This is a genomic window from Roseateles sp. DB2 (assembly GCF_051857535.1).
Lineage (GTDB): Bacteria > Pseudomonadota > Gammaproteobacteria > Burkholderiales > Burkholderiaceae_C > Roseateles_B.
Map to the genome: position 1 here is coordinate 208,946 of NZ_JBPZGY010000001.1, position 24,559 is coordinate 233,504.

Here is a 24,559-nt window from a genome sequence, read left to right on the forward strand (position 1 = left end):
GCCACCCTCATGCGCCTTCTTGGAAAAGCGCTCACCTTCGACGATGTGTTGTTGGTGCCTGCGTTCTCCCAGGTGTTGCCCCGCGACACCAGTCTCGCCACCCAACTGACCCGCAACATCCGGATCAACCTGCCCCTGGTGTCAGCCGCCATGGACACGGTCACGGAATCCCGCCTTGCCATTGCCATGGCCCAGGAAGGCGGCATGGGCATCGTCCACAAGAACCTCACGCCGCAGCAGCAGGCCGCCGAGGTGGCCCGCGTCAAGCGCTATGAGTCGGGCGTGCTGCGTGATCCCATCACCATCACCCCCGACGCCACGGTCCGCCAGGTCAAAGCCCTGTCGGAGCAGCACGGCATTTCGGGCTTCCCGGTGCTGGAAGGCAGCAAGGTGGTCGGCATCGTGACTGGCCGCGACCTGCGCTTCGAGACGCGCATGGACGCTTCCGTACGCGAGATCATGACCCCGGCCGAGCGCCTGATCACGGTCAAGGAAGGGGCCTCGCTGGCCGAGGCCAAGGCCCTGATGCACACGCATAAGCTGGAGCGCGTGCTGGTCATCAACGATGCCTTCGAGCTGCGCGGCCTGATGACGGTGAAAGACATCACCAAGCAGACCAACTTCCCCAATGCCGCCCGGGACGCGCAAGGCAAGCTGCGCGTGGGGGCTGCAGTGGGCGTGGGTGATGGCACGGAGGAGCGCGTCGAGCTGCTGGTCAAGGCGGGCGTCGATGCCATCGTGGTCGATACCGCCCATGGTCACAGCGCAGGCGTGATCGAGCGCGTGCGCTGGGTCAAGAAAAACTTCCCGCAGGTCGACGTCATCGGTGGCAACATCGCCACCGGCGCGGCCGCCCTGGCTTTGGTCGAGGCGGGCGCTGACGGCGTCAAGGTCGGCATCGGCCCAGGCTCCATCTGCACCACCCGCATCGTGGCCGGCGTGGGCGTGCCTCAGATCACCGCCATCGACTACGTCGCCACCGCGCTCAAGGGCACGGGCGTGCCCCTGATCGCTGACGGCGGCATCCGCTACTCGGGCGACATCGCCAAGGCCATCGCTGCCGGCGCCAGCGCCGTCATGATGGGCGGCATGTTCGCCGGTACAGAGGAAGCGCCGGGCGAGGTCATCCTCTACCAGGGCCGCTCCTACAAGAGCTACCGCGGCATGGGCTCCATCGGCGCGATGAAGGCCGGCTCGGCGGACCGCTATTTCCAGGAAAACGACGAGACCACCAACCCCAACGCGGACAAGCTGGTGCCCGAGGGCATCGAAGGCCGCGTGCCCTACAAGGGCTCCATGGTCGCCATCGTCTTCCAGATGGCTGGCGGCGTGCGTGCCTCCATGGGCTACTGCGGCTGCGCCACCATCGCCGAGATGCATGATCGCGCCGAGTTCGTCGAGATCACCGCCGCGGGTATTCGCGAAAGCCATGTCCACGACGTGCAGATCACCAAAGAGGCGCCGAACTACCGATCGGAATAAGCCGGCAAGTGCTAAGCAGGGGCGACGCAGGTCGCCCCTGCTTTCATTCCGGCCCGCAGCTGCCATGAGCACAAGCAATGACCGTGTCTGAAACTCCCGCACCCGTTCCCAAGTCCGGGCGCCAGGCCGGGATGCTGTTCATCATGATCGCCGTGCTGATCGACATGATCAGCATCGGCCTCATCATCCCGGTGCTGCCGCCGCTGGTGGGCACCTTCGCCCGCACGCCGGCCGAGCACAGCCTGGCCTACCTGGCCGTGGCCTTTGCCTTCGGCATCGCCAACTTCTTCGGCTCGCCCATCCTGGGTTCCCTGTCCGACCGTTACGGCCGCCGCCCGGTGATGCTCATCGGCTTCTGCGGCCTGGCCCTGAGCTTCTTCGTCACCGCCGTCGCCACCGCGCTGTGGATGCTGGTGGCCGTGCGTCTGGTCAGCGGTGCCATGCAGGCCAACGCAGCCGTCGCCAATGCCTATGTGGCCGACATCAGCGCCCCGGAGGAGCGCGCCAAGCGCTTCGGCATGCTGGGCGCGGCCTTCGGCATGGGCTTCATCCTCGGGCCGGCCATGGGTGGCATCCTGGGTGACATCAACCTGCACCTGCCTTTCTTCGTGGCCGGCTCGCTGGCCCTGGTGAACTGGCTGTATGGCTTCTTCGTGCTGCCGGAGTCCCTCAAGCCCGAGAACCGTCGCCCCTTCGAATGGCGCAAGGCCAACCCGGTCAGCGCGCTGAGCCGCCTGGGCAAGCTCAAGGGCGTGGGCGGCCTGGTCTTCGTGCTGGGCCTCAGCGGCCTGGCGCAGCTCATCCTGCACAGCAGCTGGGTGCTCTACACCACGCACAAGTTCGGCTGGGGGCCCAAGGCCAACGGCCTGTCGCTGTTCGCGGTGGGCGTGATGTCGGTCATCGTGCAGGGCTTCCTGATGCCGCGCCTGCTGAAGGCCATCGCGCCGCACAAGCTGGTGCTGTGGGGTCTGGTTTCCGCCGTGCTGACCAATGCCTTCTGGGGCTGGGCCACCGAGGGCTGGATGATGTACGTGCCCATCGTCGTCAACGTGCTGGGCTTTGCCGCCGGTACGGCGCTGCAGAGCCTCATCTCCAACGCGGCCGACGCCCGCACCCAGGGCGAGACCATGGGCGCGGTCTCCTCGCTCAACAGCGTGATGGCCGTGCTGGCGCCGGTGATCGGCCCCGGGCTGATGTACCTCGTGTCGGACGTGCCGCCGACCGACTGGCTGGCCGGCGCGCCCTTCTATTTCTGTGCCCTGCTGCAGGCACTGTCCCTGTTCTTCGCCTGGCGCCATTTTGCGCGGGCCACACCTTCGGCCAGCGCTGCATCGGCGCCGGCCGGCCACTGAGTGAGCACCACCATGCATGACAAAGTCCTGATCCTCGACTTCGGCTCCCAGGTCACCCAGCTGATCGCCCGCCGCGTCCGTGAGGCCCATGTCTACTGCGAGATCCATCCGAACGATGTGTCGGACGACTTCATCCGCAGCTATGCACCCAAGGCCATCATCCTGTCCGGCAGCCATGCATCGACCTACGAGGACCACGAGCTGCGCGCGCCGCAGGCCGTGTGGGACCTGGGAGTGCCCGTGCTGGGCATCTGCTACGGCATGTTCACGATGACCGTGCAGCTGGGCGGCCAGGTGGAGGCCAGCGAGCACCGCGAGTTCGGCTACGCCGAGGTCCGGGCCCACGGCCACACGAAGCTGCTGGACGGCCTGCAGGACTTCGCCACGCCGGAAGGCCACGGCATGCTCAAGGTCTGGATGAGCCACGGCGACAAGGTCACCGCGCTGCCCCCGGGCTTCACGCTGATGGCCTCCACGCCCAGCTGCCCGATCGCCGGCATGGCCAACGAGGCCAAGCGCTACTATGCCGTGCAGTTCCACCCGGAAGTGACCCACACCGTGCAGGGCCATGCGCTGCTGACCCGCTTCGTGCGGGATATCGCCGGCTGCAAGGGCGACTGGGTCATGCGTGGCTACATCGAGGAAGCCGTCCAGAAGATCCGCGAGCAGGTGGGTGACGAGGAAGTCATCCTCGGCCTGTCGGGCGGCGTGGACTCCAGCGTGGCCGCGGCCCTGATCCACCGCGCCATCGGCGACCAGCTCACCTGCGTCTTCGTCGACCACGGCCTGCTACGCCTCAACGAAGGTGACATGGTCATGGAGATGTTCGAGGGCAAGCTGCATGCGCGTGTGATCCGCGTCGATGCCAGCGAACTCTTCCTGGGTCAACTGGCCGGCGTCACTGACCCGGAGAAAAAGCGCAAGATCATCGGCGGCCTGTTCGTGGACGTCTTCAAGGCGGAAGCGGAGAAGCTCAAGGCCAGCGGGCAGGGGCACAAGGGGGCGACCTTCCTGGCTCAAGGCACGATCTACCCCGACGTGGTGGAAAGTGGCGGCACCAAGACCAAGAAGGCCACCACCATCAAGAGCCACCACAACGTGGGCGGCCTGCCAGAGCAACTGGGCCTGAAGCTGCTGGAGCCGCTGCGCGAACTCTTCAAGGACGAGGTCCGCGAGCTGGGCGTGGCCCTGGGGCTGCCGCACGAGATGGTCTACCGTCACCCGTTCCCGGGCCCGGGCCTGGGCGTGCGCATCCTGGGTGAGGTGAAGAGGGACTATGCTGACCTGCTGCGCCGTGCCGACGCCATCTTCATCGAGGAGTTGCGCAACTGGAAGGATGAAGCCTCGGGCAAGACTTGGTACGACCTCACCAGCCAGGCCTTCACCGTCTTCCTGCCCGTGAAGAGTGTGGGTGTGATGGGCGACGGCCGCACATATGACTACGTCGTGGCCTTGCGCGCAGTACAGACCAGCGACTTCATGACCGCTGACTGGGCAGAGCTACCGTATGGCCTGTTGAAGAAAGTGTCGGGGCGCATCATCAACGAGGTGCGGGGCATCAACCGCGTGACCTACGACGTGTCCAGCAAGCCGCCTGCGACGATCGAGTGGGAATGATCACGCGTCTGGCGTGTGCCGGCATCTGCTGGCAGTAAATGAACCTAAGCCCGCATCGTTGCGGGCTTTCATTTTTTTGGCGTGGCGATGTCCTGCAAGATCGCCTGGTTCAGGCTCAGGCCTGCCACGAGCGTCTTCAGCCGCGCGACCTTTTCCCGCAACTGCTTGAGCTCACGGACCTGGTCGGGCCCTCAGGCTGCCGCGCTGCTTCTTCCGGCGATAGAAGGTCGCATCTGCCTCAGCGGGTTGCCGCAGCACCGGAGGAGCCAGCTCCATCGCGACCCTGTGCAGGGGCCGGTACACGCCCACGTTGGCGCTATAACCAAGGCCCACGCGCAGCGAGGGGTGTGGTGTTCGCCGCTGGCGATGTGCCAGTGCAGGACGCCACCCAGTGAGACGGCGAGCGCCCAGCTCCAAGCGCGCTTCGGGACGAAGCACGCTGCCGGCGCACGGGGTGGCTGAAAGGGGGCGGTCACAGGTGTCGGCCTGGGGAGCGCGGCAAGACGACAACGGGGCCTCATGACTCGGCGGCGATTCGAAAGCAGCAAGACATCCAGGAGAGCTTCGGCTTTCCTTTTTTTTGCTCCTGCGGAGCGCCAGCCCGCTTCGCATGAACCCTCCCGAGCTGTCAGCTGTCAACACGCACAGCACAGCCCATCACCTCTACGCGGCCGGGATGACCACAATCCCCACGAGCGGCCACGCTGGGGTAACTACCTAGTCTTCTACAGTGGACATGGAATTTCCGAATTCATTATATTTATCATCATAAATTGATGACCGGAGATGCTCCATGTCCATCGTCCCCCGCAGCAGGTTCCGACCCTGTCCGTGGGCCCTTCGCGAGGGCCAACGCCATGCTTGAGATCGCCCTGTTCACGATCAGCCGCGGATCGGTCTATGCCTTGGTGGCCGTGGGCTTCGTGCTCGTGTTCTCCGTGGGCGGGGTGCTCAATCTGGCACACGGCTCGCTGTTCATGCTCGGAGGCTATTTCACGTACCTCTTCCATGAGCATGTCTTCGGTGGACGCTGGCTGCTGCTGGCCATCGCACTGGCCGTGGCAGCGACCTGCACGGTGGCTGCCTTGCTCTATGCCGTGCTGCTGCACCGCCGCTTGCAGTCGGGCTCCTACGTCATGGTTATGTCTTTGTCCGTGGCCTTGTTCATCGAACAATGCCTCAGGGCATGCCTGGGCGCCACGAGCACCGGCGTGCCGGCGCTGTTGCCCGGGAGTCAGGTCCTGCTGGGCGTGCGCCTGCTCAAGCTCGAGATGCTGCTGTTCCCCTTGGCCGCAGCGCTGCTGGCTGCGCTGTGGGTCTTTCTGCATCACACGGCGCTGGGCAAGTCCATCATCGCGGTGGCTCAGAACCGCCAGGGTGCCTTGTTGGTGGGCATGGACGCATCGGCCGTGGTGGGCGCCACGGTGGTGCTGTCCGCGGCGCTGGCCGCCTTCGCCGGCGCGGTAGTCGCTCCCGCAATCATCCTGGTCCCGACCATCTGGTCCTACTGGCTGGTGAAGGCCTTCGCGATCGCCATCCTGGGTGGCCTGGGCAGCCTGCCAGGGGCTGTGATGGCAGCCTTTGTGCTGAGCTTCGCCGAGGTGGTGACCACCTTTGCCCTGTCGGATCAGTTCGCCGACCTGGTGGCCCTGCTGGTCATCGTGCTGGTGCTCATCCTGCGTCCGTCCGGCCTCGTCGCGGTGAGAAGCCTATGAGCAGGCCTCGTGTTCTGTCCAGCGTGCCGCCGCTGGGCGTTGCGCTGGTGGCTGCGGCCGCGGCAACGGGCCTGTTTGGCCAATCGCCCTATGTGCATGAGCTGCTGATCCTGGGCGTCGTCTATGCGCAATTCGCCGCCAGCTGGGATCTGTTGTGCGGGCCGACCGAACTCGACAACTTCGGCCACGCCGTGTTCATCGGCGGTGCCGCCTACGGCTCGGCGATATTGGGCCGGCAGTTGGGGCTGGAACCCTGGCTGTCGGTGCCTGTCGCCGCGGCGATGGCCGCGATTATCGGCACCGCCATCGGCGGTCTGACCCTGAGGTTGCGTGGCCCCTATTTCTCGCTGGCGACCATCGCCGTCGCGGCATTGGCCTACAAGCTGACCTTCATCCTTTCACGCTACACGGGCGGTGAGGAGGGCTTGTCCGGTCTGCGTCCCTTCAGCCATGACGTGGGGACGGACCTCCTGCTGTGTCTGCTGCTCTTCTCGGTGTCTTTTCTCGGCATGCATGTCTTCATGCGCTCGCGCTGGGGGCTGGTCCTGCGCGCAACGCGCCACCACGAGGATGCAGTCATCGCCTGTGGCTTCAACACAGCCGCCTACAAGGTCCTGGCGTTCACGCTCAGCGGCTTTCTGGCGGGCATTGGCGGGGCGATGTACGGCCACACCCAGATGCAGGCGAACCCTGACCTGCTGTCGGGCAACTTGTCCGTGATGATCGTGCTGCTGGCCACCGTGGGCGGGCGCGGCACATTGATCGGACCGGCCACGGGTGCTGCGCTGCTCATTTTGCTCAGCGAAGGCTTGCGAGCCTTCGAGCAGTACCGCGCCGTGATTTTTACCGGGCTGTTGATCTTGCTGGTCTACCTGAATCCGGACGGCCTTGCCAATAGCACCTGGCTGAAGCGCCGAACCTGGCTGCAGCGCCTGGTCCTCCCGCGCGGACAGGGGGAGGGCGCGCCATGAGCCTGCTCGTCGTGACAGGGCTGACCAAGCGTTTCGGTGGCCTGTGCGCAGTCAAGGACCTCGGCTTCGAGATCGACGCCGGCAGCATTCAAGGGGTCATCGGGCCGAACGGTGCCGGCAAGACCAGCCTGTTCAACCTGCTGACAGGCTTTCTGCCCGCAGACCGGGGCTCCGTCCGGCTGGAGGGCACCGAGCTGCTGGGGCGCCGCCCACATGTGATCGCCCGCCTGGGCTTGGCGCGGAGCTTCCAGCTGGCACGTCCCTTTGCTGGCCTGACCGCATTGGAAACGTTGATGCTGCCGTTGAGCCTGCCTGCCCGCAGGGCCGGCTTCGCAGAGCGGAGCGCGCAGGCCAGGGAGCTTCTTGACGTGCTCGGACTGTCCCACAAGGCCGACACGCTCAGCGAGGCGCTCAATCAGGGCGAATTGCGCCTGCTGGACATCGCCCGGGCTCTGGCTGCGCAGCCGCGACTGCTCCTGCTGGACGAGCCTTTCTCCGGCTTGGGGACGCCGGCGGTGCGGCGAGTGGTCCAGTGCCTGCGCGAGCGTCGCCAGACGGGAGGCACGACGCTCATCATCGAGCACCGCCTGCGCGAACTGATGCCGCTGATCGACCGAGCCCTCGTGCTGAACTTCGGCGCCCGACTGGCTGAGGGCACGCCACAGGCCATTGCCAGCGATGAGCAGGTCATTGAGGCCTATCTGGGGCGGCAGGGGGCGGAGGTATGAGCGCGGTTAAGAGCGCGGTTAAGAGCGTGGGCATGGGCATGGGCGCAGCCACGGACAGCGAATGCACCTCTGGAGCGACGACGGGGCGTGGTGGTCTGTCCATAGAGAGGCTCTGCGCCTCCTATGGCGGCATGGCCGTGCTTCATGGAGTCTCCCTGTGCGTGCATCCCGGCGAGCTGGTGGTCCTGATAGGTCCCAATGGAGCGGGCAAGACCACGTTGCTGCGCGCAGTGTCGGGTCTGCTGGCGTCGACGGGTGGCATTGAGCTGGGTGGCAGGTCCTTGCAAGGCTGTTCGCCGCGCCAGGTGGTGCAGGCGGGGGTGATCCACGCGCCAGAAGGCAGGCAGCTCTTCCCCGACCTCAGCGTGGAGGACAACATGCGGCTGGGCGCCCACCTGCGCCGCGATCGCGAAGGCGTGGAGGCAGACGTTGACCAGGTCTGCGAACTGTTCCCGGTGTTGCGAGCCCGCTTGCGCCAGCGTGCCGCCTCGCTCAGCGGTGGAGAGCAGCAGATGCTGGCCATCGCTCGTGCGCTGATGGGCCGGCCTGCCGTGCTGATGCTGGATGAGCCGTCCTTTGGCGTCGCTCCCTTGATTGTTGAGCGCCTGTTCGAGGTGCTGCGACTGCTCAATGCCCAGGGCTTGACCGCGCTGGTGGTCGAGCAGAACGCGCAGCTCGCGCTCGCCAACTCGCATCGAGCCTATGTGTTGGAGGATGGCCGCATCGTCATGCAGGGCGCCAGCGCCGAACTCGCCCGCCACCCCGGTGTGCGCCAGGCCTACCTGGGCCTTTGAATCCCTTTGCCCATTCAGGAGACATGCCATGAACACCATGTTGGACCCCCAGACCATTGCGCCGCCGTACCGCCACCGCTACTCGCATGCTTTTGTCGTGCCACCCAACTCACGCCTGTTGTTCAGTTCGGGGACGGTGGGCGTCGATCCTGCTGGAGAGGTGCCTACGGATTTCGGGCGACAGGTCGAGCTGGTCATGATGAACCTGACCGAGATCCTGCGCGCTGCGGAGATGGACTGGGACGACGTCGTCAAGTTCACCGGCTATCTGAAGCCCCAGTGCGATATGGCGACCTTTGCTGAAATCCGCCACCGCTACTTCGGCAGCGTCAAGCCAGCCATGACGCTGGCCTGGGTAGCCGGGCTGGTGGATGCTCGCTGGATGCTCGAGGTGGAGATCGTGGCGGCCAGGGCCGCGCATTGAACAAGGGGTGGCCGCGCCCGCGCACATACCCAGCAAGCCTGCATGCATGGAAGGAGGAAAGCACATGAGCACGACGAAGACACTTGTGATCCAGGCCCCGCCGCTGGACGCACGACGGCGCTGGCTGCGCGCCTGGACCGTGGCCGCACTGGCGGGCGGTGGCCTGCTGCCGGTCTTCGCCCAGAACAGCGTGAAGATCGGTGTGATCGCACCCTTCAACACGCCGCCGGGCGACGGGCTGCTGAACGCGGCGCGCATGGCCGCCGAGGACATCAACGCGGCGGGTGGGATTGGCGGGCGCAAGCTCGAACTCATGATCGCCAACGACGAGTACAAGCCCGATGGCGCGGCCAATGCCTACAAGAAGCTTGCCCTGTCGGACAAGGTCGTGGCGGTGGTGGGCACTGCCTCCAGCGGCGCGGCCCTGGCCGTCATCGACCAGATGCTGCGCTACCGGGTGCCCTTTGTCTCGACCGGCGCGGCCACGCTGCAGCTGTCCGAACGTGTGTCGCAGGACTACGGCCGGCACAAGTACTGGTTCCGGGTGATGCACACCACCCAGGAGATGGCCGGCGCCCTGAGCGACTTCGCCGTGCGCTGCCTGCTCAAGGAGAAGGGCTACCGCCGCGCAGCCATCCTGGCCGAGAACGCGGTCTGGGCCAAGGGACTGCTGCCTGCGCTGAAGCAGAACCTCGAGCAGGCGGGCGTCCAGATCGTGGCCGACGAGGGCTTTGACGTCGACACCAAGGACTTCAAGCCGCTGCTGAGCAAGATCATGCGTACTGATCCGCAGTACATCATCGACCTGTCCTCCCATGTGGACGGTGCGATCTACGTCAAGCAGTGGGGCGAGCTGCAGGGGCCGCCCATGTTTGGCGTCAACGCTTCGGGTGCATCCACACGCTTCTGGAAGGACACCGAGGGGCGTGCGGTGAGCCACATGAACCTGATGACCGGCAGCCAGCGCGTGGCCCTGACGCCCAAGACCATTCCCTGGTACGACCGCTACGTCACCCGCTACAAGGTCTCCCCCGACTACACCAGCGGCTACACCTATGACGCGCTGTTCCTGCTCAAGCAGGCCATCGAGAAAGGCGGCAGCGAGCCCGACAAGCTCGTGGCCGCCATGGAGGCCTCCGACCACGTCGGCGTGGTCGCACGCTGGGCCTTCGAGAAGAACCACAACGCCAGGTTTGGTCCAGGCTTTCGTGCCATCGGTGTCAACCAATGGCGTCCTGATGGCGAGCGCAGTGTTGTCTGGCCGCCCGAGGTCCGCACCGAGCCGCTGGCGCTGCCGCCCTGGAAGCAGTGAAGCCTGTCCGCAGGCGGTCTGCAGGTCTCGCCCTGCAGACCGCCTGGGGCTTGGCCGCCGCAGCCACATGCCCACGCGCCAGGGCGGCATTCAGGGCCCACATGCCCGCAGACTGAAGAATGGAGCCCCCATGTACCTTGCCAAAGCCTTTGCAGCACAGCGCCGCGGTGAGCCTCTGACGGCTTGGCAGGTCGAGCGCCGTGATTTGCGGCCTCATGACGTCCTGATCGAAATCGACTACTGCGGTGTCTGTCATTCCGACCTGCACCAGGCCCGCGGCGAATGGGGGCGGCAGCTCTTTCCCATGGTGCCGGGGCATGAGATCGTCGGCAGGGTGGTGCGCACAGGGGAGGCCGTCAGTCGGCGGCACAGTGGCGACCGCGTCGGCGTGGGCTGCTTCGTGGACTCCTGTCGTTGCTGCCCGTCCTGTCGTGGCGGCCTGGAGCAGTACTGCTCGCAAGGCATGACGGCGACCTACAACAGCGTGGAGCGCGATGGGGTCACCCGCACCCATGGAGGCTACGCGACGGCCATCGTCGTCGATGAGGCCTACACCCTGGCCATCCCGGAGGCACTGGCGCCGGATGCTGCGGCACCGCTGCTGTGCGCGGGCATCACGATGTACTCGCCGCTGAGGCACTGGGGAGCCGGCCCAGGCATGCGGGTGGCAATCCTGGGCCTCGGGGGGCTGGGCCATGTGGGCGTGAAGATCGCGCGCGCCTTGGGGGCTGAGGTCACCGTCCTGAGCCATTCCCCGCGCAAGGAGCAGGATGCCATTCGGCTGGGCGCCCACGCCTTTCACAGCTCGACCGACTTCGCCTCCGAGTTGCATCTGCGCGGCGCCTTCGACCTGGTCCTCAACACCGTCTCCGCTGGCGTGGACCTGGATGCGCTGGCTGGACTTCTGCGCTGCAATGGCACGCTGGTCATGCTGGGCATCTCACCGGAACCGCACAGCATCCGCGGCTTCAGCCTGATTGGCCAGCGGCGCAGCCTGGCGGGCTCCACCATTGGCGGGATCGCGGAGACACAGGACATGCTGGACTTCTGCGCCAGCCACGGGATCGCCTGTGACATCGAACGCATCTCCATGCAGGACATCAACGAGGCCTATGAACGCATGCTGCGCGGGGATGTCCGGTACCGCTTCGTGATAGACATGGCGTCGCTTCGCGTCTGAGCGCTCCTTTGCTCCAGCCCGCCGCCCTACGCAGGCGGGCAGGTGTCAGCTTTGCCGGGGGAAGTCTCGTGAAGATGCAGCCACCTCATCCGACGCAACGGGTGCTCAAGCGCGGCGACCTGGTGGTCGAGCAGATCAAGCGCTGGATCACCGAGCGCAACCTGCGACCCGGCGCCCGCCTGCCGAAGGAACTCGAACTGCAGACGCACTTCGGGGTCAGCCGCGGCACCATGCGCGAGGCGCTCAAAGCCCTGGAGGTCCAGGGCCTGATCAGCCTGTCCACGGGGCCGGGTGGTGGCGCCACCATCGAGGCCGTATCGCTGGACCGTACCTTCCAGTTCCTGCAGAACTATCTTTTCTTCCAGGACATCGATGTCCACGACATCTACGCCGTCCGGCGTCTGCTGGAGCCTGCGCTGGCCGCTGCAGCAGTGCCCCATCTTGGCGAGGAGCACTTCGCGGCCCTGGAGCGAAGCATCGCCTGCTGCGAGCCGATGGCGGGCCCCTCGGAGGCCCTGCGTCAGCGCACGGAGGACCTGCACTTCCACGACATCCTGGCCGACGCCTGCCCCAATGCCTTCCTGCGCTTCCACTGCAAGCTGATCAACGCCTTGCTGCAGACACTGGTGGTCGGCTCGGTTCATGTGTCAGAGGCGGCATATCAGGCGCTGGGCAGCGCCGCTGTGATGCACCACCGCAAGATACTGACCGCCGCCCGCAAGCAGGACGCCCCGCGGGTCGCTCGCCTGATGCTGGCCCATATCGTGGATACCGAACAGCACCTGGAAGTCGTGCAGGCCGCCTTGCGCAGCAAGTTGCTGCTGGATTCCGAGATGAAGCTGCGGCCGTCCATGAGCTTGCCAGAACCGCCTGGTCTGTGAATCCGGCGGGGCCGTCCGTGCTGTAGTCGAGGGCATCCGCCGCCAGGGCTGGGCATGCGAAGATGCCTGCGAGGGGCATTGTTGCCACCTGTCGGGAGTTCACCATGCGTCTTGCATTCGGTCTTGTCGGCCTGCTTCTGGTGCTTGCCATTGTCATGCTCAACGCCCGGAATTCGGCCCGGCAGCTGGCGGCCGTGCCCCAGCCGGGGGCCGTCAGCGCACCGGGTACCCAAGGCCAGGCCGGTGCAGGCGATACACCTGGCCCCAGGGCGCGTACCGAAGCCGTGCGGGAACAGGTCCAGGGCCTGGCGGACCAGGCTGCGCAGCGTGCCTCCGAGGCCGGCGCGCCCTGAGTTCCTCAGCACCCGCTGGCGATGGCCTCTGCAAGGGCTCTTGCAGAGCGAGGTGCGCAGCCCTCTGCATGGTTGCTGATGCCGATGTAGACCGGCAGATCGGCCGCAGCCGTGGCCCTCGCGACCTTGGCAAGCACTGCCCGCGTCGCCGGATCCGGGTCCACCAACTGGGCATAGTCACCGTAGCGCTTCTCCGCATCCTCGTAACCGAAGGGGCCGTGGTTGCGATGCAGGTTCCAGCGGCAGACCAGGGGCGAAGGCCACAGGCTGCGCAGGATCCACAGCTGTTCCTCGATCGGCGGCAGCTTCGGATGCAGGCCCAGGCAGTAGCTGGCACCGTGGCGCTTGAGCACCTGGACGAAGTCCGGGCTGAGCCATTGGGCGTCGCGCACTTCCACGGCGATCTGGCCATCAGGACTGTGCGTACGCAGCGAGGGCAGGGCGGCCAACAGGGTGTCCAGCTTGTCGAGACACCCGTCCATGCGGGACAGCCAATGGGGCGGCAGGGGGCTCAGCTGGAAGACCAGGGCGCCCAGCTTGCCGCCCAGGCCCTCCATGGCGGGTTGCACGAACTCCTGGAGCGCCAGCCGCGGGTCGAGGAAGGCTGGATTGACCTGCCGGCCTCGTCCCTGTTCGTCACGGACCTGGGCGTCGCAGACCAGGGCTGGGCCTTTCACGATGAAGCGGAAGTCCTCGCTGACCTGCTGGGCGAGTTGTTCGTACTGGCTGGCACTCAAAGACCGGTAGAAGCTGCGATCGACACAGACGCAGCGCAGCAAGGGATGTCGGCTGTAAGCCTGCAGGCCCCGTCGAGCGAGCTGGGCTTCGGAATAGGGCTGGTCCCAGACCAGGCCTGCCCAGCCCGGATAGCTCCAGGTCGAACCGCCGAGGCGGATCCGCTGCGGCAAGGATCGGGCCAGTTCAAGCAGCGCCGGGTCATGAGGAGCCGGCTGCACGCCTAGGCGGCGCGACGAGCGAGCTTGCGCTGTGTGGGGCGGGCCGGCTGGGTCGATCGAGGCGGGCTGAGCCGAGCCCGGTGTGGCCGTCGCAGTCGCCCTGCTTGAGTCGGGCTGACGCTTGGGCGCATGCTGGGTCGGATGTGTGGGCTGCCCCAGCCAATCTTCGGGAAAAAGACGCTCCTGCATGCGTCAAGCATACGCGGTGCGATTCCGCCCAGTCACCGACGCCTGGCCTTGTCCCTGTGGCCGACCCCGCTGCCAAGGGGCCGCTTGCTACACTGGCGTGCTCCATGACCGACACAACGCCCGTCCCGCCGTCTCTTGCACCGCCTTCAGCCGGCTTGGCGCCTGCACCAAGCACGCCAGCGGACGAATACGCCATGCGTCTGGCGCTGGATCAGGCGCACAACGCCTGGCTGGTGGGGGAGGTGCCTGTGGGGGCGGTGCTGATGCGCCAGGGCCAGGTGATTGCCACCGGCTACAACCGGCCCATCACCACGCATGACCCCACTGCCCATGCCGAGATCGTGGCGCTGCGCCACGCCGCCCAGTTGCTGGGCAACTACCGCTTGCCAGAGTGCGAACTCTTCGTGACCCTGGAGCCCTGTGCGATGTGCGCGATGGCGATGATGCACGCGCGGCTCAAGCGCGTGGTGTTCGCCGCCACGGACCCAAAGACGGGTGTTGCAGGCTCCGTGCTGAACTTGTTTGCTGCGCGGCAGCTGAACCATCACACCTGCATCCAGGGCGGCGTGCTGGCTGATCCGGCGGCCCAGCTGCTGCGCCAGTTCTTTGCCGAGCGGCGAGAGGCAGCCCGTCTGCGGCGTGAGCAGCGTCGGGCCGCCGTAGCGGCCCAAGAGGAATCGAGCATCCCGGTGGGCGACGCCAGCCCGCTGGACTTTTCACCCAAGGACTTTCCCAGCCTATGAGCAGCAGCCTGATCCTGTACACCCCTGCCGGCGTCTTGCCCCAGGCCCAGCCTTTGCGGCGCGCTGCCAAGCGTCTGGGCGCGATGGGCTTTGAGGTCAGCATCGACGAAGCGGCCCTGGCCCGGCAGCAGCGCTTTGCAGGTGACGACGACACGCGTCTGGCGGCTTTGCACCGGGTTGCACAGGCCGCGCCGTCCGTGGCGCTGGCCACCCGTGGCGGCTATGGCATGACGCGCCTGCTGGATCGAATTGACTGGCAGCTGCTGGGCCGCAGCGTGGCGCAGGGGACGCGCTGGGTGGGTCTGAGTGACCTCACCAGCCTGCACCTGGGCATGCTCAAGCATGCCAAGGCGCAGAGCTGGGCCGGGCCCATGGCCTGCGACGACTTTGGTCGCACGGAAGCGGAGGGCGGGGTCGATGATGTCACCCAGGACTGCTTCCTGGAGGCCATGCATGGCGAGCTGGAGGCCATCGGCTTTCGCACCGAGGCCGGCTTCGATGGCCTGGAGGCGCGGGGCACGCTGTGGGGCGGTAATTTGAGCATCGTCAATTCCCTGCTGGGAACGCCGCACTTTCCCAAGGTCAAGGGGGGGATCCTCTTCCTGGAAGACATCAACGAGCATCCCTATCGCGTGGAACGCAACCTGCTGCAACTGCTGCAGGCGGGCGTGCTGGACGAGCAGAAAGCCATCGTCCTGGGCGACTTCGGTGGCTGGAAGAAGTCGCCGCTGGATCGGGGCTACACACTCAAGTCCGTGGTGGAGGCCCTGCGGGCGCGCACCCGTACGCCCATCCTGACGGGACTGCCCTTTGGGCATGTCCGGACCAAGGTCTGCCTGCCAGTGGGCCATCGGGTGGATCTGGTCGTGCAAGGGCGCGACGTGATTGCCGCCTGGGGGCACTGAGGCCACGCTGCTTTCGGCCTTGACGGCTGGGCGGCCGACTGTGCGTCGTCTGGCCGGCAACCAGCAGACAACCAGCAAACAGGCGCCCTTGGCGCTTGGCCACCCGTCGTTGACGCCATCCCGCCGCGCCTTCGCGCGGGTGAGTGCGGGTGAGTGCGCGCGCCTTGTCCAGTCATCGCACCCGCCTGCGTCTCATGACCCTGGCGGCATGCAGGCCGGCGTTCTTGACGCGCCGGGCTGCCTGCGCAGCTGTCCTGCAGTGGGCGTACCGAATCGCGACAAGTCAATAAAAAAGCCACCCAGCTTTCACTGGATGGCTTGGTCCCGCAAGGGATTCCTTCACCAGGCCTGCTTTCGCAGACCTGGCTTCCAACAGCACGATCAGAACTTGTGGTCGTAGCTGGCGGTGAACTTGAAGGAGCGCGGAGCGGTCATGCTCAGCGGCAGTTCGTACGTGCTACGCACTTGGGTGCCGTTGTTGTAACGCTCTTCCACGCTGGTCACGGTCTGCTTGTTGAACACGTTGAAGACGTCCATGCGCAGGGCCAGGCCCTTCACGAAGGTCGGCTTGTAGACCACGTTCAGGTCCAGACGGTTGTCCCAACCCAGTCGACCCAGAGTGCCGCGGGGCACCAGGACGTTGTTGCTACGCTTGTCGCCCAGGCAGTAGAAGTGCTGGTTGGAGTAGTTGGGCGAACCGGTCGGGTTGCTGGGCTGGCTGCCCAGGCAGCTGCGGGGACGGCCGGAAGCCATCAGCAGGTTGGCACCCAGGTTCCAGCCGTAGCCCACGTCCACGAAGCCGAAGGCCTTGATCTGGTGCTTGCGGTCGTTGGGCAGGGGACCGTAGGCGCCGAGCATCAGTTCGGGGTAGTCCCACACCGAGGTCACGGCCACGTCAGCCTGGCCGTTGTCGGAACGGACCTGACCTTCCGTGTTGCCCATGTTCTTCGACCAGGTGTAAGCCACCTTGCCGTACCAGCCGTTCTTCAGCGGGTGCTCCACGAAGACGTCGATGGCCTTGTAGGTGCGCTTGACCTTCTCGAAGCCCTGTTCGGCAGCCGTCAGAGACACCACCGAGTGGTCCTTGCCCGTGCCCTTGAAGTCCACCAGGAAGGTGTTGTCCTGACCCGGGTTGAAGGTCTGGCAGGTGTTGCCCCACAGCGGGTTGGTGATCGTGACCTTGTTGGCAGCAGCCCAGCGCTCGAACGGACGCACATCGCAGAAGTCATCGATGGTCGACTTCAGCGAACGGTAGGTGAAGCGGCCACCGACGTTGTAGGTGGAGCTCAGGGCGTGCTCGAAGCCAGCGCTGAATTCATCCTGGAACGAGGGCTTCATATTGAGGGCAGCCAGGGACTTGATGTCCTTTTCCTGGCCGAACTCGTTGTTGCCCGACAGCGGAGCCGTCAGCTGCTTCAGACCCGTGGGAGCGCCCGTGACAGGATCCACGCCCGTGTAGGTGTAGAACTGCTCAGTAAAGGTCGAACGGCCAGCACCACGCACGGTGATGTGGGTGGGGATGGGCACCGAGTAGCGACCGGCGGTACCGAACAGCTTCAGCGAGCCGTCACCGCGGGCGTCATAGCTGAAAGCCAGACGCGGGTTGACCTGGCCCTTCATTTCCAGGAAGGTCTGCTTGTCGCCGTTCTGGTTCTTGAAGGACTCGTTGCGCAGACCGCCGACCACCAGCAGGTCCTTGGTGATCTGGAACTTGTCTTCGATGTAGAAGGCAGACTGCTCGCCGTAGGAGTCGGTCACGTCGGTGAACAGGCCCTTGCCAACGTAGTAGCCCTGGCCACCGGGGGCGGGGACGACGCCGCCAGAGACTTCGATGGGCTCGTCGGGCGTGTCGGTCTTGTAGTAGAACCAGGTGCCGCCACCAGCCTTGAACTCACCAGCAGCGATCGACTGGATCTTGTTCTTGTCCAGGCCGCCACGGATGGTGTGCTTGCCCAGGATGTATTCCAGGTCAAAGCGGAAGGACTTGACGATGTCCTTCGAGCCGGGGGCCAGGACGTTGCCGCTGATGGGCTGCGGGTTGTTGTAGGCCACGCCAGGCATCTGGGCCGAAGCCGGGGCGTTGACGGTGAACAGTTCCTTGCTCGGGTCGAAGCCGGCGTACTCGTTCTCGTGCTTCGAGGTGTTCTGGCCGTAGATCGCCGTCAGGGTCAGATCGCTGGTCAGGTTGCCCGTGTACTTGAACATGTTCAGCTGGCCACCGTTGTCATCAACGTTGGAGAGCTTGTTCGAGGTGTTCAGCACGTAGTCGCGCGAGGTGGTCGCCGGGTTCCAGCCGTAGTAGCGGCTCTCGCTGACCGGCGAGTCGCCGATGGAGGTGAACTCCAGGCGGTGCTCGTCGGTGACCAGCCAGTCCAGCTTCAGCATGGAGCGGCTGATCTTGTAGTCGTTTTCGACAAAGGCGCGCTTCAGCGCCGTGGCGCTGGCGCCGACGAAGCCGTCGACGGTGCTCACGAAGGTGTTCTTGGTGTTGAGCTGCTCGGCGGCGGCGAACAGGAACAGCTTGTCCTTGATCAGCGGGCCACCGACGTAACCGCCGTAGGTATTGGCGCTGACAGTGTTCTGCTGGCGGTAGTTCCGCAGCTTGCCGTCAGTGGCGGGGTTGTACTTCGTGTTGGCGTAGTAGTAGTTCCGCGGTGCGTTGCGGAAGGAGGCCGGGCTGTTGCTGACCGAGATGCCCGCTTCCCACTGGTTGGTACCGGACTTGGTGGTGATGTTCACCACGCCACCCACGGAGCGGCCGAACTCGGCGCCGAAACCGCCGACCAGCACCTGTGCCTGGTCAATGGCGCCGAAGGGCAGCTGGGAGGCGCCCAGGCCGGTCAGCGGATTCACGACCGGGAAGCCGTTGATGTAGTAGGAGTTTTCCGAGACGGCACCACCACCGAAGCTGGCGGTGTTGCCATTGCCGAAGCGGGTGTCGCCACGGGTGGTGTTGGGAGCCAACTGGACCACGGCTTCCACCGTGCGGCCGACGGGCAGGTTGTCCAGTTGCTTGGCGGTGAAGGTGGCACCGCTGTTGTTGGTATTGCTGACGTCGATGGTCTTGCGTGCGCCGGTCACGGTGACGGTGTCCAGCGTGTTGTTGAAGACGATCTCGGCGCCTTGGCCGATGCGGACTTCAACGGCGTCCAGGGTCTGGACAACCTTGCCGTCCTTGACCAGGCTGACGCGGTAGACGCCCGTCGGCAGCGAGGTCGCCTGCACGCGGCCGGATGCGTCGGGGGTCAGCGTACGCTTCAGGCCGGTAGCGGTGTTTTCAATGGTGACGGTGGTTGCGCCGCTCACCTGCACGTTGCCGAACAGACTGCCGGTTGCGTTCGACTGTGCATAGACCGCACCAGACGCGACCATCAGGCCCACGGCCATCGCGACCGCGGAGCGGCGCGCGAAGCCCAGGGAGCTCTCATTCATTCGATTTGCCATAGGAAAACCCTCGTATGTTAGGAAGACTGCATTCAGTCTTGACCAGCTGTTGCGACCTTGTGAGCCGAGAAGCAAGCGCGGTCAGCAGAAACTGCGAGGCCGATTTTCAGAACTTTGCATAGTTCGGCCGTAAGGGTTAAGCCCATGACTGTCGGCACCGTGCTGAAGCGCATGGTGTGAATCCGCACTGGCGCGTGCGGCGCCAAGCCCGTGTCAGCCCAGGAGAAATGCGAGTCGGCGCGACTTTTGCCGCAGTCGCGAGGGGCGGTGCAGCCCCCGGGCGGGCGCGCGTAAACCCTTGTGTTGGTCCAGCAACAAAGAGACACGTTCCGATGCGTCCGTGAAATTCCTGGATGCGCAACCCTGCTTCGGTCTGGTGAATGGCGATATGACCAGTAAGATACCGCTTTGTGTTTCCGCCAGGGCTGGCACTAGTGCCAATCAGTCATCTGAGAGCTCGGGGTAAGCCCGAACCAGTCTAGAGAGGCCTCTCGCGTATCATTTCGCCTCTTTCGCATGTCCGCGGCGCACTTTGCGCGCGTGTGCCGGGAGTTGCGGTAACCAGCATGAGACAAGGTCTAGGCTGCTTGCTGGTACATTGCCGGTCCTGCGTTGAGTGTGGCGGCAGGTGTTTTGGAGACTGGGTGCCTGCCGTTGGAGTGGGGAGCTCGAAAGAGCTTTCTGGTGTGGCGTCGCTGCGCGGCGCGTGTTGCAGAGTGTTACGAAGTCTTTTGAAGGAGCGCGCATGAACTTTGCGCAGGAGAACAACAGTTCGTCTCGGCTGACGGGCTTCGGCGTCGTGGTTCTGATCCACGTCCTGATGGCCTATGCCTTGGCGAGCGGGTTGGCGAAGAAGGTGGTCCAGGCCATCGCGCCGATCGAGACCAAGGTCATTGAAGAGGTGAAGAAGCCGCCGCCTCCGGTCGAGAAGGTGGTCCCGCCGCCTCCTGACATGAAGGCCCCGCCGCCCCCGTTCATTCCGCCTCCTGAAGTCCAGGTGACGGCTCCGGCCCCGGCCCCGACGATTTCGACACAGTCGCAAACGCCGCCGCCCAAGACGGATGTGCACCCGGCCCCGCCGCCTGCACCGGTCGCTGCTCCGGCTCCCGCGCCGCGCGTGGGTCCGAAGACGGCTGCCATGGTCTGCACCAAGATGGGCAAGCCGGAAGTGCCGTCGGTGAACTGGTCCGGTCGTGCTGAATTCAAGGCAACGGCAACCGTGAAGGCTGGCCGTGTGGTCAGCGTGGAACTCGCCGTGATCCGCGGTGCCAGCGATCGCAAGGCGCAACGCGCCATGCAGAATGCCATCTCGCAGGCACTGGCAGACACCTACGAATGCCCTGGCGATCACGTGTTCGAACAGGACTTCGTGTTCAACATCGAATGATGAATCCGGGCCGTGCGCCCGGTTCTCGACACATGAGGGGCTGGCACCCGGCCCCGATTTCTCAACTGAACATCAGTTTTCTTTGCGTAGGAGTTGACTCCATGATCTCTCGTATCTCCGCCTTGATCGCGGCAATCGCAGTTGCTGCGACCCTGGCCGTGTCGCCGATGGTTGCCCGCGCCCAGGACCAAAAGCCTGCCGAGCAAACCGCAGCTCCTGCTGAAGCCGCCGCTCCCGCTCCTGCCGCTGCTCCCGTGACTGAAAAGTCCACTGAAAACCCCTACAGCCTGGGCAATATCGTTGCACACGGCAATGTGGTCGACCAGATGGTTCTGGCCATCCTGGCCGTGATGTCCATGGGTTCCTGGTACATCCTGTTCACCAAGCTGTGGGACACCGCCAAGCTGGCCAAGGAAGCCAAGGAAGCTCGTGCCACCTTCTTCAAGAAGGCCAGCCTGCAAGACGGCATCAAGACCCTGAGCGAGACCGGCGCCATGCGCTACATCGCCCAGAGCGCCGTGGAAGCCTCTGACCACCACGAAGGTGCCCTGACCGAGAACATCGATCACAACACCTGGGTGACCCTGAACGTCGAACGCGCCGTTGGTGAAGTCAATACCCGTCTGCAAGGCGGCCTGGGCTTCCTGGCTACCGTGGGCTCGACCTCTCCCTTCATCGGTCTGTTCGGTACCGTGTGGGGCATTCTGCAAGCGCTGACCCAGATCGGCGTGGCTGGCCAGGCTTCGATCGACAAGGTGGCCGGCCCTGTGGGCGCCGCTCTGATCATGACCGCCATCGGTCTGGCTGTCGCTGTGCCGGCCGTGCTGGGCTACAACTGGCTGGTGAACCGCAACAAGGCTGTGATGGCCCAAGTGCGCGCCTTCGCCGCCGACCTGCATGGCGTCCTGATGGGCAGCCGTCAAGTCAAGCGCTAATCCAATTCATCCCGGAGTTCCATCATGGGAATGAACGTCGGATCCTCCTCCGGCGATGATGAAGTGGTCTCGACCATCAACACCACGCCCCTCGTGGACGTGATGTTGGTGCTCTTGATCATCTTTCTGATCACCGTTCCGGTGGTGACGCAGTCGGTCAACCTTTCCTTGCCCAAGGAAACGAACCTGGTTCGCGTTACCAAGCCGGAGAATATCGAAATCGCGGTCACCAAAGATGGCGACATCTATTGGGCCACCGCCAACGTGCCCGACACGGACGCGCTGTTCGAACGCCTGAAGAAGGTGGCCGTGCTGAATCCTCAGCCTGAGGTGCACATTCGTGGCGATGAAAAAGCGCGCTACGAGTCCGTCGGTAAGGTGATCTACACCTGCCAGCGTGCCGGCATCCTGAAGATCAGCTTCATCACCGAGCCGCCTGCGCGCGGTGGTTGAGGCAGGAGCACAGCATGGGAATGAATGTTGGTAGTTCGTCCAGTGGGGACGAAGCCGATGTGATGATGGATGTCAACACCACGCCGCTGATTGACGTGATGTTGGTGCTGCTGGTGATGCTGATCATCACCATCCCCATCCAGTTGCACTCGGTGAACATGAACATGCCGAACAACTCCAGCCCGCCGGTGAATCCGGTGGAACCGGTGGTTGTCGAGATCTTCGTGGACTTCGACGGTACGGTGTTGTGGAACGGCGAGCAGGTCGACAAGAACCAGCTGGAGGCTCGTTTGATCGAGGCCGCCAAGCCGGGGCCGAACCAGCCTGAAGTTCATATCAAGCCGAACAAGCTGGTGGACTATGGTCGTGTGGCCATGGTGCTGGCAGCCGCTCAACGCCTCGGTGTGACCAAGATGGGCATCGTCGGCAACGAGCAGTTCGTCAAGTAAAACTTGCGTAGACTTCATGGACGCGCTGTCCGCAAGGGCCGCGCGTCTTTTCACGTCAGGAGATGAAACAATGAAAATCAAGGCACTGGCCACGGCCGCCGTCGGCGCCATGGCACTGGTTCTGGGTGCCGGCCCCCAGGGAGAGATCGGTTTCTCGCAAGCGAGCGCGCAGTCCGAAGGTGTTCGTCCCGAGATTGGCAAGCACCTGAAGGACGCTGGTGCGCTGATCAAGGCCGGCAAGTACAAGGAAGCGCTGGCCAAGGTGAAGGATGCCGAAGGTGTCTCGGGCCGTACCGCCAACGAGAACTACCAGCTGGAATACATGCGCGTGGCCGCTGCCTCGGGCGCCTCGGACACCGACTCCATGGTCAAGGGCTTCGAGGCCCTGAAGGCCAGCGGCAAACTCGGCGCCCAGGACCAACTGCGCATGATCGAATCGATCGCCGGCACCTATCTGCGCAACCGCGACCACGCCAAGGCGCTGACCTGGGCGCAGCGCTACTTCAAGGAAGGCGGCAATAGTGCCACCATGAAGGAAGTGCTGTCGCAGGCGCAGTACCTGTCTGGTGACATGGTCTCCATCATCAAGGAGACCAGCGAGGAAGTCGCGGCCGACGAGAAGGCTGGCCGCACGCCCTCCCAGAACAAGCTGAACCTGCTGCTGAACGCTGCCATGAAGGCCAAGGACAGCGCTACCGAGGCTTCGGCCCTGGAGAAGCTGCTGACCTACTACCCTCGCAAGGAACTGTGGGCAGACGTTCTGAGTCGTGTGCAGCAGAAACCCAGCTTCTCGGACCGCTTCTCTCTGGACATCTATCGCCTGAAGCTTGCTACCGGCAATTTCAAGGATGCCAACGACTACATGGAGTCCGCCCAGCTGGCTGTGCAGGCAGGCTTCCCTGATGAAGGCAAGCAGATCGTCGACAAGGGCTTCGCGGCTGGCGCTTTGGGTCAGGGCAATGACGGTGCTCGCCACAAGCGTCTGCAGGACCTGATCGTCAAGAAGGTGGCAGAAGCCAAGGCTGCAGCACCGGCCGCCGAGAAGGACGCTCAGGACGCCAAGGACGGCAACGCCCTGGTGACCCTGGGTCTGGCCTATGCCTTCCGTGGTGAGGCCGCCAAGGGTGTCAAGCTGATCGAGCAGGGCATTGCCAAGGGTGGCCTGAAGCGTCCCGAAGACGCCAAGCTGTACCAAGGCATGGCCTACTTCCAGGGCGGCGAACTGCCCAAGGCGCAGGCCGCCTGGCGCTCTGTCAAGGGCACGGATGGCGTGCAGGATATGGCCCGCCTGTGGAGCGTCTACGCTCGCAGCGCCAAGCGCTGATTCCTGGGGGTCATGCCCCAAGCGGAAAGCGGCCCCGAGAGGCCGCTTTTTTCATGCCTGCCCCGATCAGTGGCCCGTGCAGGCCTGAGAGCGGGGCTGCCGGCCTGCGGGATGGGCGCAGCCGGCAACGCTGAGGCTCAGCGAGGAGCCAGGCGGATGGCGCCGTCCAGGCGGATCACCTCGCCATTGAGCATGTCGTTGGTGATGATCTGGTGCACAAGCTTGGCATAGTCTTCCGGACGGCCAAGGCGCGAAGGGAAGGGCACGCTGGCTGCCAGCGCGTCCTGCACCTCCTGAGGCATGCCAAAGAGCATCGGCGTGCCGAAGATGCCAGGGGCGATGGTCATGTTGCGGATGCCGTTGCGAGCCAGGTCGCGGGCGATGGGCAGGGTCATGCCCACAACGCCACCCTTGGACGCGGCATAGGCCGCCTGGCCGATCTGGCCGTCGTAGGCCGCCACGGAGGCGGTGGAGATCATCACACCGCGCTCGCCGGTCGCTTCCGGCTCGTTCTTGCACATGGCTTCCGAGGCCAGGCGGATCATGTTGAAGCTGCCCACCAGGTTCACGTTGATGACCTTCTGGAACAGCGACAGTGCATGGGCGCCGTCCTTGCCGACCGTCTTGGCTGCGGGGGCGATGCCGGCGCAGTTCACCAGGCCCATCAGCTTGCCCAGGCTCAGGGCCTTGGCCACGATGGCCTGCGCATCGGCTTCCTGGCTGACGTCAGCCTTCACAAAGGCGCCGCCCAACTCGGCCGCCAGGGCTTCGCCCTTTTCGACGTTCAGGTCAGCGATCACGACCTTGCCGCCTTCACGGGCCAGCATGCGGGCCGTGCCTTCACCGAGGCCAGACGCGCCGCCGGTGACGATAAAAACCTTGTTTGCGATGTCCATGCTTGTTGTCTCCTGAACAACTGACGTTAACGTAAACGTCAATTCTCCCGCAAAAGAAAAGCCGCTGAA

Annotated in this window: 22 protein-coding genes; 19 read left to right on the forward strand and 3 right to left on the reverse strand. The window is 64.8% G+C overall.

The window, feature by feature from the left end:
* The first annotated feature begins 9 nt into the window (after window positions 1-9).
* From guaB to ACS5PK_RS00875, 12 genes are all read left to right on the forward strand, one after another.
* Window positions 10-1,482 (forward strand): IMP dehydrogenase, encoded by a 1,473-nt coding sequence (gene guaB / locus ACS5PK_RS00820; protein ID WP_439438384.1) that lies wholly within the window; start codon window positions 10-12, stop codon window positions 1,480-1,482.
* An 83-nt stretch (window positions 1,483-1,565) separates the two neighbouring features.
* Entirely contained in the window at window positions 1,566-2,834 is a 1,269-nt protein-coding gene (locus ACS5PK_RS00825; RefSeq protein ID WP_439438385.1) for an MFS transporter, read from the forward strand.
* A 12-nt stretch (window positions 2,835-2,846) separates the two neighbouring features.
* Window positions 2,847-4,451 carry a glutamine-hydrolyzing GMP synthase gene (gene guaA, locus ACS5PK_RS00830; protein ID WP_439438386.1) on the forward strand — a complete coding sequence of 535 codons (1,605 nt, stop codon included), beginning with the start codon at window positions 2,847-2,849 and terminating at the stop codon, window positions 4,449-4,451.
* An 857-nt stretch (window positions 4,452-5,308) separates the two neighbouring features.
* On the forward strand, window positions 5,309-6,166 hold the full coding sequence (locus tag ACS5PK_RS00835) for a branched-chain amino acid ABC transporter permease (RefSeq protein ID WP_439438387.1): 858 nt from the start codon (window positions 5,309-5,311) through the stop codon (window positions 6,164-6,166).
* A 23-nt stretch (window positions 6,167-6,189) separates the two neighbouring features.
* Window positions 6,190-7,137, forward strand: a complete 948-nt coding sequence (locus ACS5PK_RS00840) for a branched-chain amino acid ABC transporter permease (RefSeq protein ID WP_439438388.1) — start codon at window positions 6,190-6,192, stop codon at window positions 7,135-7,137.
* Window positions 7,134-7,865: an ABC transporter ATP-binding protein gene (locus tag ACS5PK_RS00845; protein WP_439438389.1), complete on the forward strand. Its 732-nt coding sequence runs from the start codon at window positions 7,134-7,136 to the stop codon at window positions 7,863-7,865. Before ACS5PK_RS00840 ends, ACS5PK_RS00845 begins: the two co-directional genes overlap by 4 nt.
* Window positions 7,862-8,659, forward strand: coding sequence for an ABC transporter ATP-binding protein (locus ACS5PK_RS00850; RefSeq protein WP_439438390.1), 798 nt, complete (start codon window positions 7,862-7,864; stop codon window positions 8,657-8,659). The genes ACS5PK_RS00845 and ACS5PK_RS00850 overlap by 4 nt, the downstream gene beginning before the upstream one ends.
* Before the next feature lie 28 nt (window positions 8,660-8,687).
* Window positions 8,688-9,083, forward strand: coding sequence for a RidA family protein (locus ACS5PK_RS00855; RefSeq protein ID WP_439438391.1), 396 nt, complete (start codon window positions 8,688-8,690; stop codon window positions 9,081-9,083).
* A gap of 64 nt (window positions 9,084-9,147) precedes the next feature.
* Entirely contained in the window at window positions 9,148-10,395 is a 1,248-nt protein-coding gene (locus ACS5PK_RS00860; protein WP_439438392.1) for an ABC transporter substrate-binding protein, read from the forward strand.
* Between the two features lie 130 nt (window positions 10,396-10,525).
* Window positions 10,526-11,575: an NAD(P)-dependent alcohol dehydrogenase gene (locus tag ACS5PK_RS00865; RefSeq protein ID WP_439438393.1), complete on the forward strand. Its 1,050-nt coding sequence runs from the start codon at window positions 10,526-10,528 to the stop codon at window positions 11,573-11,575.
* A 74-nt stretch (window positions 11,576-11,649) separates the two neighbouring features.
* A complete protein-coding gene (locus ACS5PK_RS00870; RefSeq protein WP_439438394.1) occupies window positions 11,650-12,456 on the forward strand; it encodes a FadR/GntR family transcriptional regulator in 807 nt (268 codons plus the stop codon).
* Window positions 12,457-12,560: 104 nt separating this feature from the next.
* Window positions 12,561-12,809 (forward strand): hypothetical protein, encoded by a 249-nt coding sequence (locus ACS5PK_RS00875; protein WP_439438395.1) that lies wholly within the window; start codon window positions 12,561-12,563, stop codon window positions 12,807-12,809.
* 5 nt (window positions 12,810-12,814) lie between these two features.
* Here ACS5PK_RS00875 and ACS5PK_RS00880 read toward each other — a convergent pair whose 3' ends face one another.
* On the reverse strand, window positions 12,815-13,717 hold the full coding sequence (locus ACS5PK_RS00880) for a DUF72 domain-containing protein (RefSeq protein ID WP_439438396.1): 903 nt from the start codon (window positions 13,715-13,717) through the stop codon (window positions 12,815-12,817).
* A 431-nt stretch (window positions 13,718-14,148) separates the two neighbouring features.
* Between ACS5PK_RS00880 and tadA the strand changes: the two genes are divergently transcribed.
* On the forward strand, window positions 14,149-14,697 hold the full coding sequence (gene tadA, locus ACS5PK_RS00885; protein ID WP_439438397.1) for a tRNA adenosine(34) deaminase TadA: 549 nt from the start codon (window positions 14,149-14,151) through the stop codon (window positions 14,695-14,697).
* On the forward strand, window positions 14,694-15,602 hold the full coding sequence (locus ACS5PK_RS00890; protein ID WP_439438398.1) for an LD-carboxypeptidase: 909 nt from the start codon (window positions 14,694-14,696) through the stop codon (window positions 15,600-15,602). Before tadA ends, ACS5PK_RS00890 begins: the two co-directional genes overlap by 4 nt.
* Before the next feature lie 381 nt (window positions 15,603-15,983).
* Here ACS5PK_RS00890 and ACS5PK_RS00895 read toward each other — a convergent pair whose 3' ends face one another.
* Window positions 15,984-19,034: a TonB-dependent receptor gene (locus tag ACS5PK_RS00895; RefSeq protein WP_439438399.1), complete on the reverse strand. Its 3,051-nt coding sequence runs from the start codon at window positions 19,032-19,034 to the stop codon at window positions 15,984-15,986.
* Window positions 19,035-19,791: 757 nt separating this feature from the next.
* On the opposite strand from ACS5PK_RS00895, the gene ACS5PK_RS00900 reads away from it, so the two are divergent.
* The 5 genes from ACS5PK_RS00900 (at window position 19,792) to ACS5PK_RS00920 (ending at window position 23,594) form a co-directional block, all read left to right on the forward strand.
* A complete protein-coding gene (locus tag ACS5PK_RS00900; RefSeq protein WP_269633273.1) occupies window positions 19,792-20,433 on the forward strand; it encodes an ABC transporter substrate-binding protein in 642 nt (213 codons plus the stop codon).
* Window positions 20,434-20,687: 254 nt separating this feature from the next.
* The gene (locus ACS5PK_RS00905; protein ID WP_439438400.1) at window positions 20,688-21,368 is read left to right on the forward strand and encodes a MotA/TolQ/ExbB proton channel family protein; all 681 of its coding nucleotides are present in this window, start codon (window positions 20,688-20,690) and stop codon (window positions 21,366-21,368) included.
* Between the two features lie 24 nt (window positions 21,369-21,392).
* On the forward strand, window positions 21,393-21,821 hold the full coding sequence (locus ACS5PK_RS00910) for an ExbD/TolR family protein (RefSeq protein ID WP_183104210.1): 429 nt from the start codon (window positions 21,393-21,395) through the stop codon (window positions 21,819-21,821).
* 14 nt (window positions 21,822-21,835) lie between these two features.
* Window positions 21,836-22,270, forward strand: a complete 435-nt coding sequence (locus ACS5PK_RS00915) for an ExbD/TolR family protein (RefSeq protein WP_439438401.1) — start codon at window positions 21,836-21,838, stop codon at window positions 22,268-22,270.
* A 70-nt stretch (window positions 22,271-22,340) separates the two neighbouring features.
* Complete coding sequence (locus tag ACS5PK_RS00920; RefSeq protein ID WP_439438402.1) at window positions 22,341-23,594, forward strand: hypothetical protein; 1,254 nt, start codon at window positions 22,341-22,343, stop codon at window positions 23,592-23,594.
* Window positions 23,595-23,731: 137 nt separating this feature from the next.
* Here the strand turns inward: ACS5PK_RS00920 and ACS5PK_RS00925 are convergent, their stop codons facing one another.
* The gene (locus ACS5PK_RS00925) at window positions 23,732-24,490 is read right to left on the reverse strand and encodes a 3-hydroxyacyl-CoA dehydrogenase (RefSeq protein ID WP_269633279.1); all 759 of its coding nucleotides are present in this window, start codon (window positions 24,488-24,490) and stop codon (window positions 23,732-23,734) included.
* Window positions 24,491-24,559 lie beyond the last annotated feature (69 nt).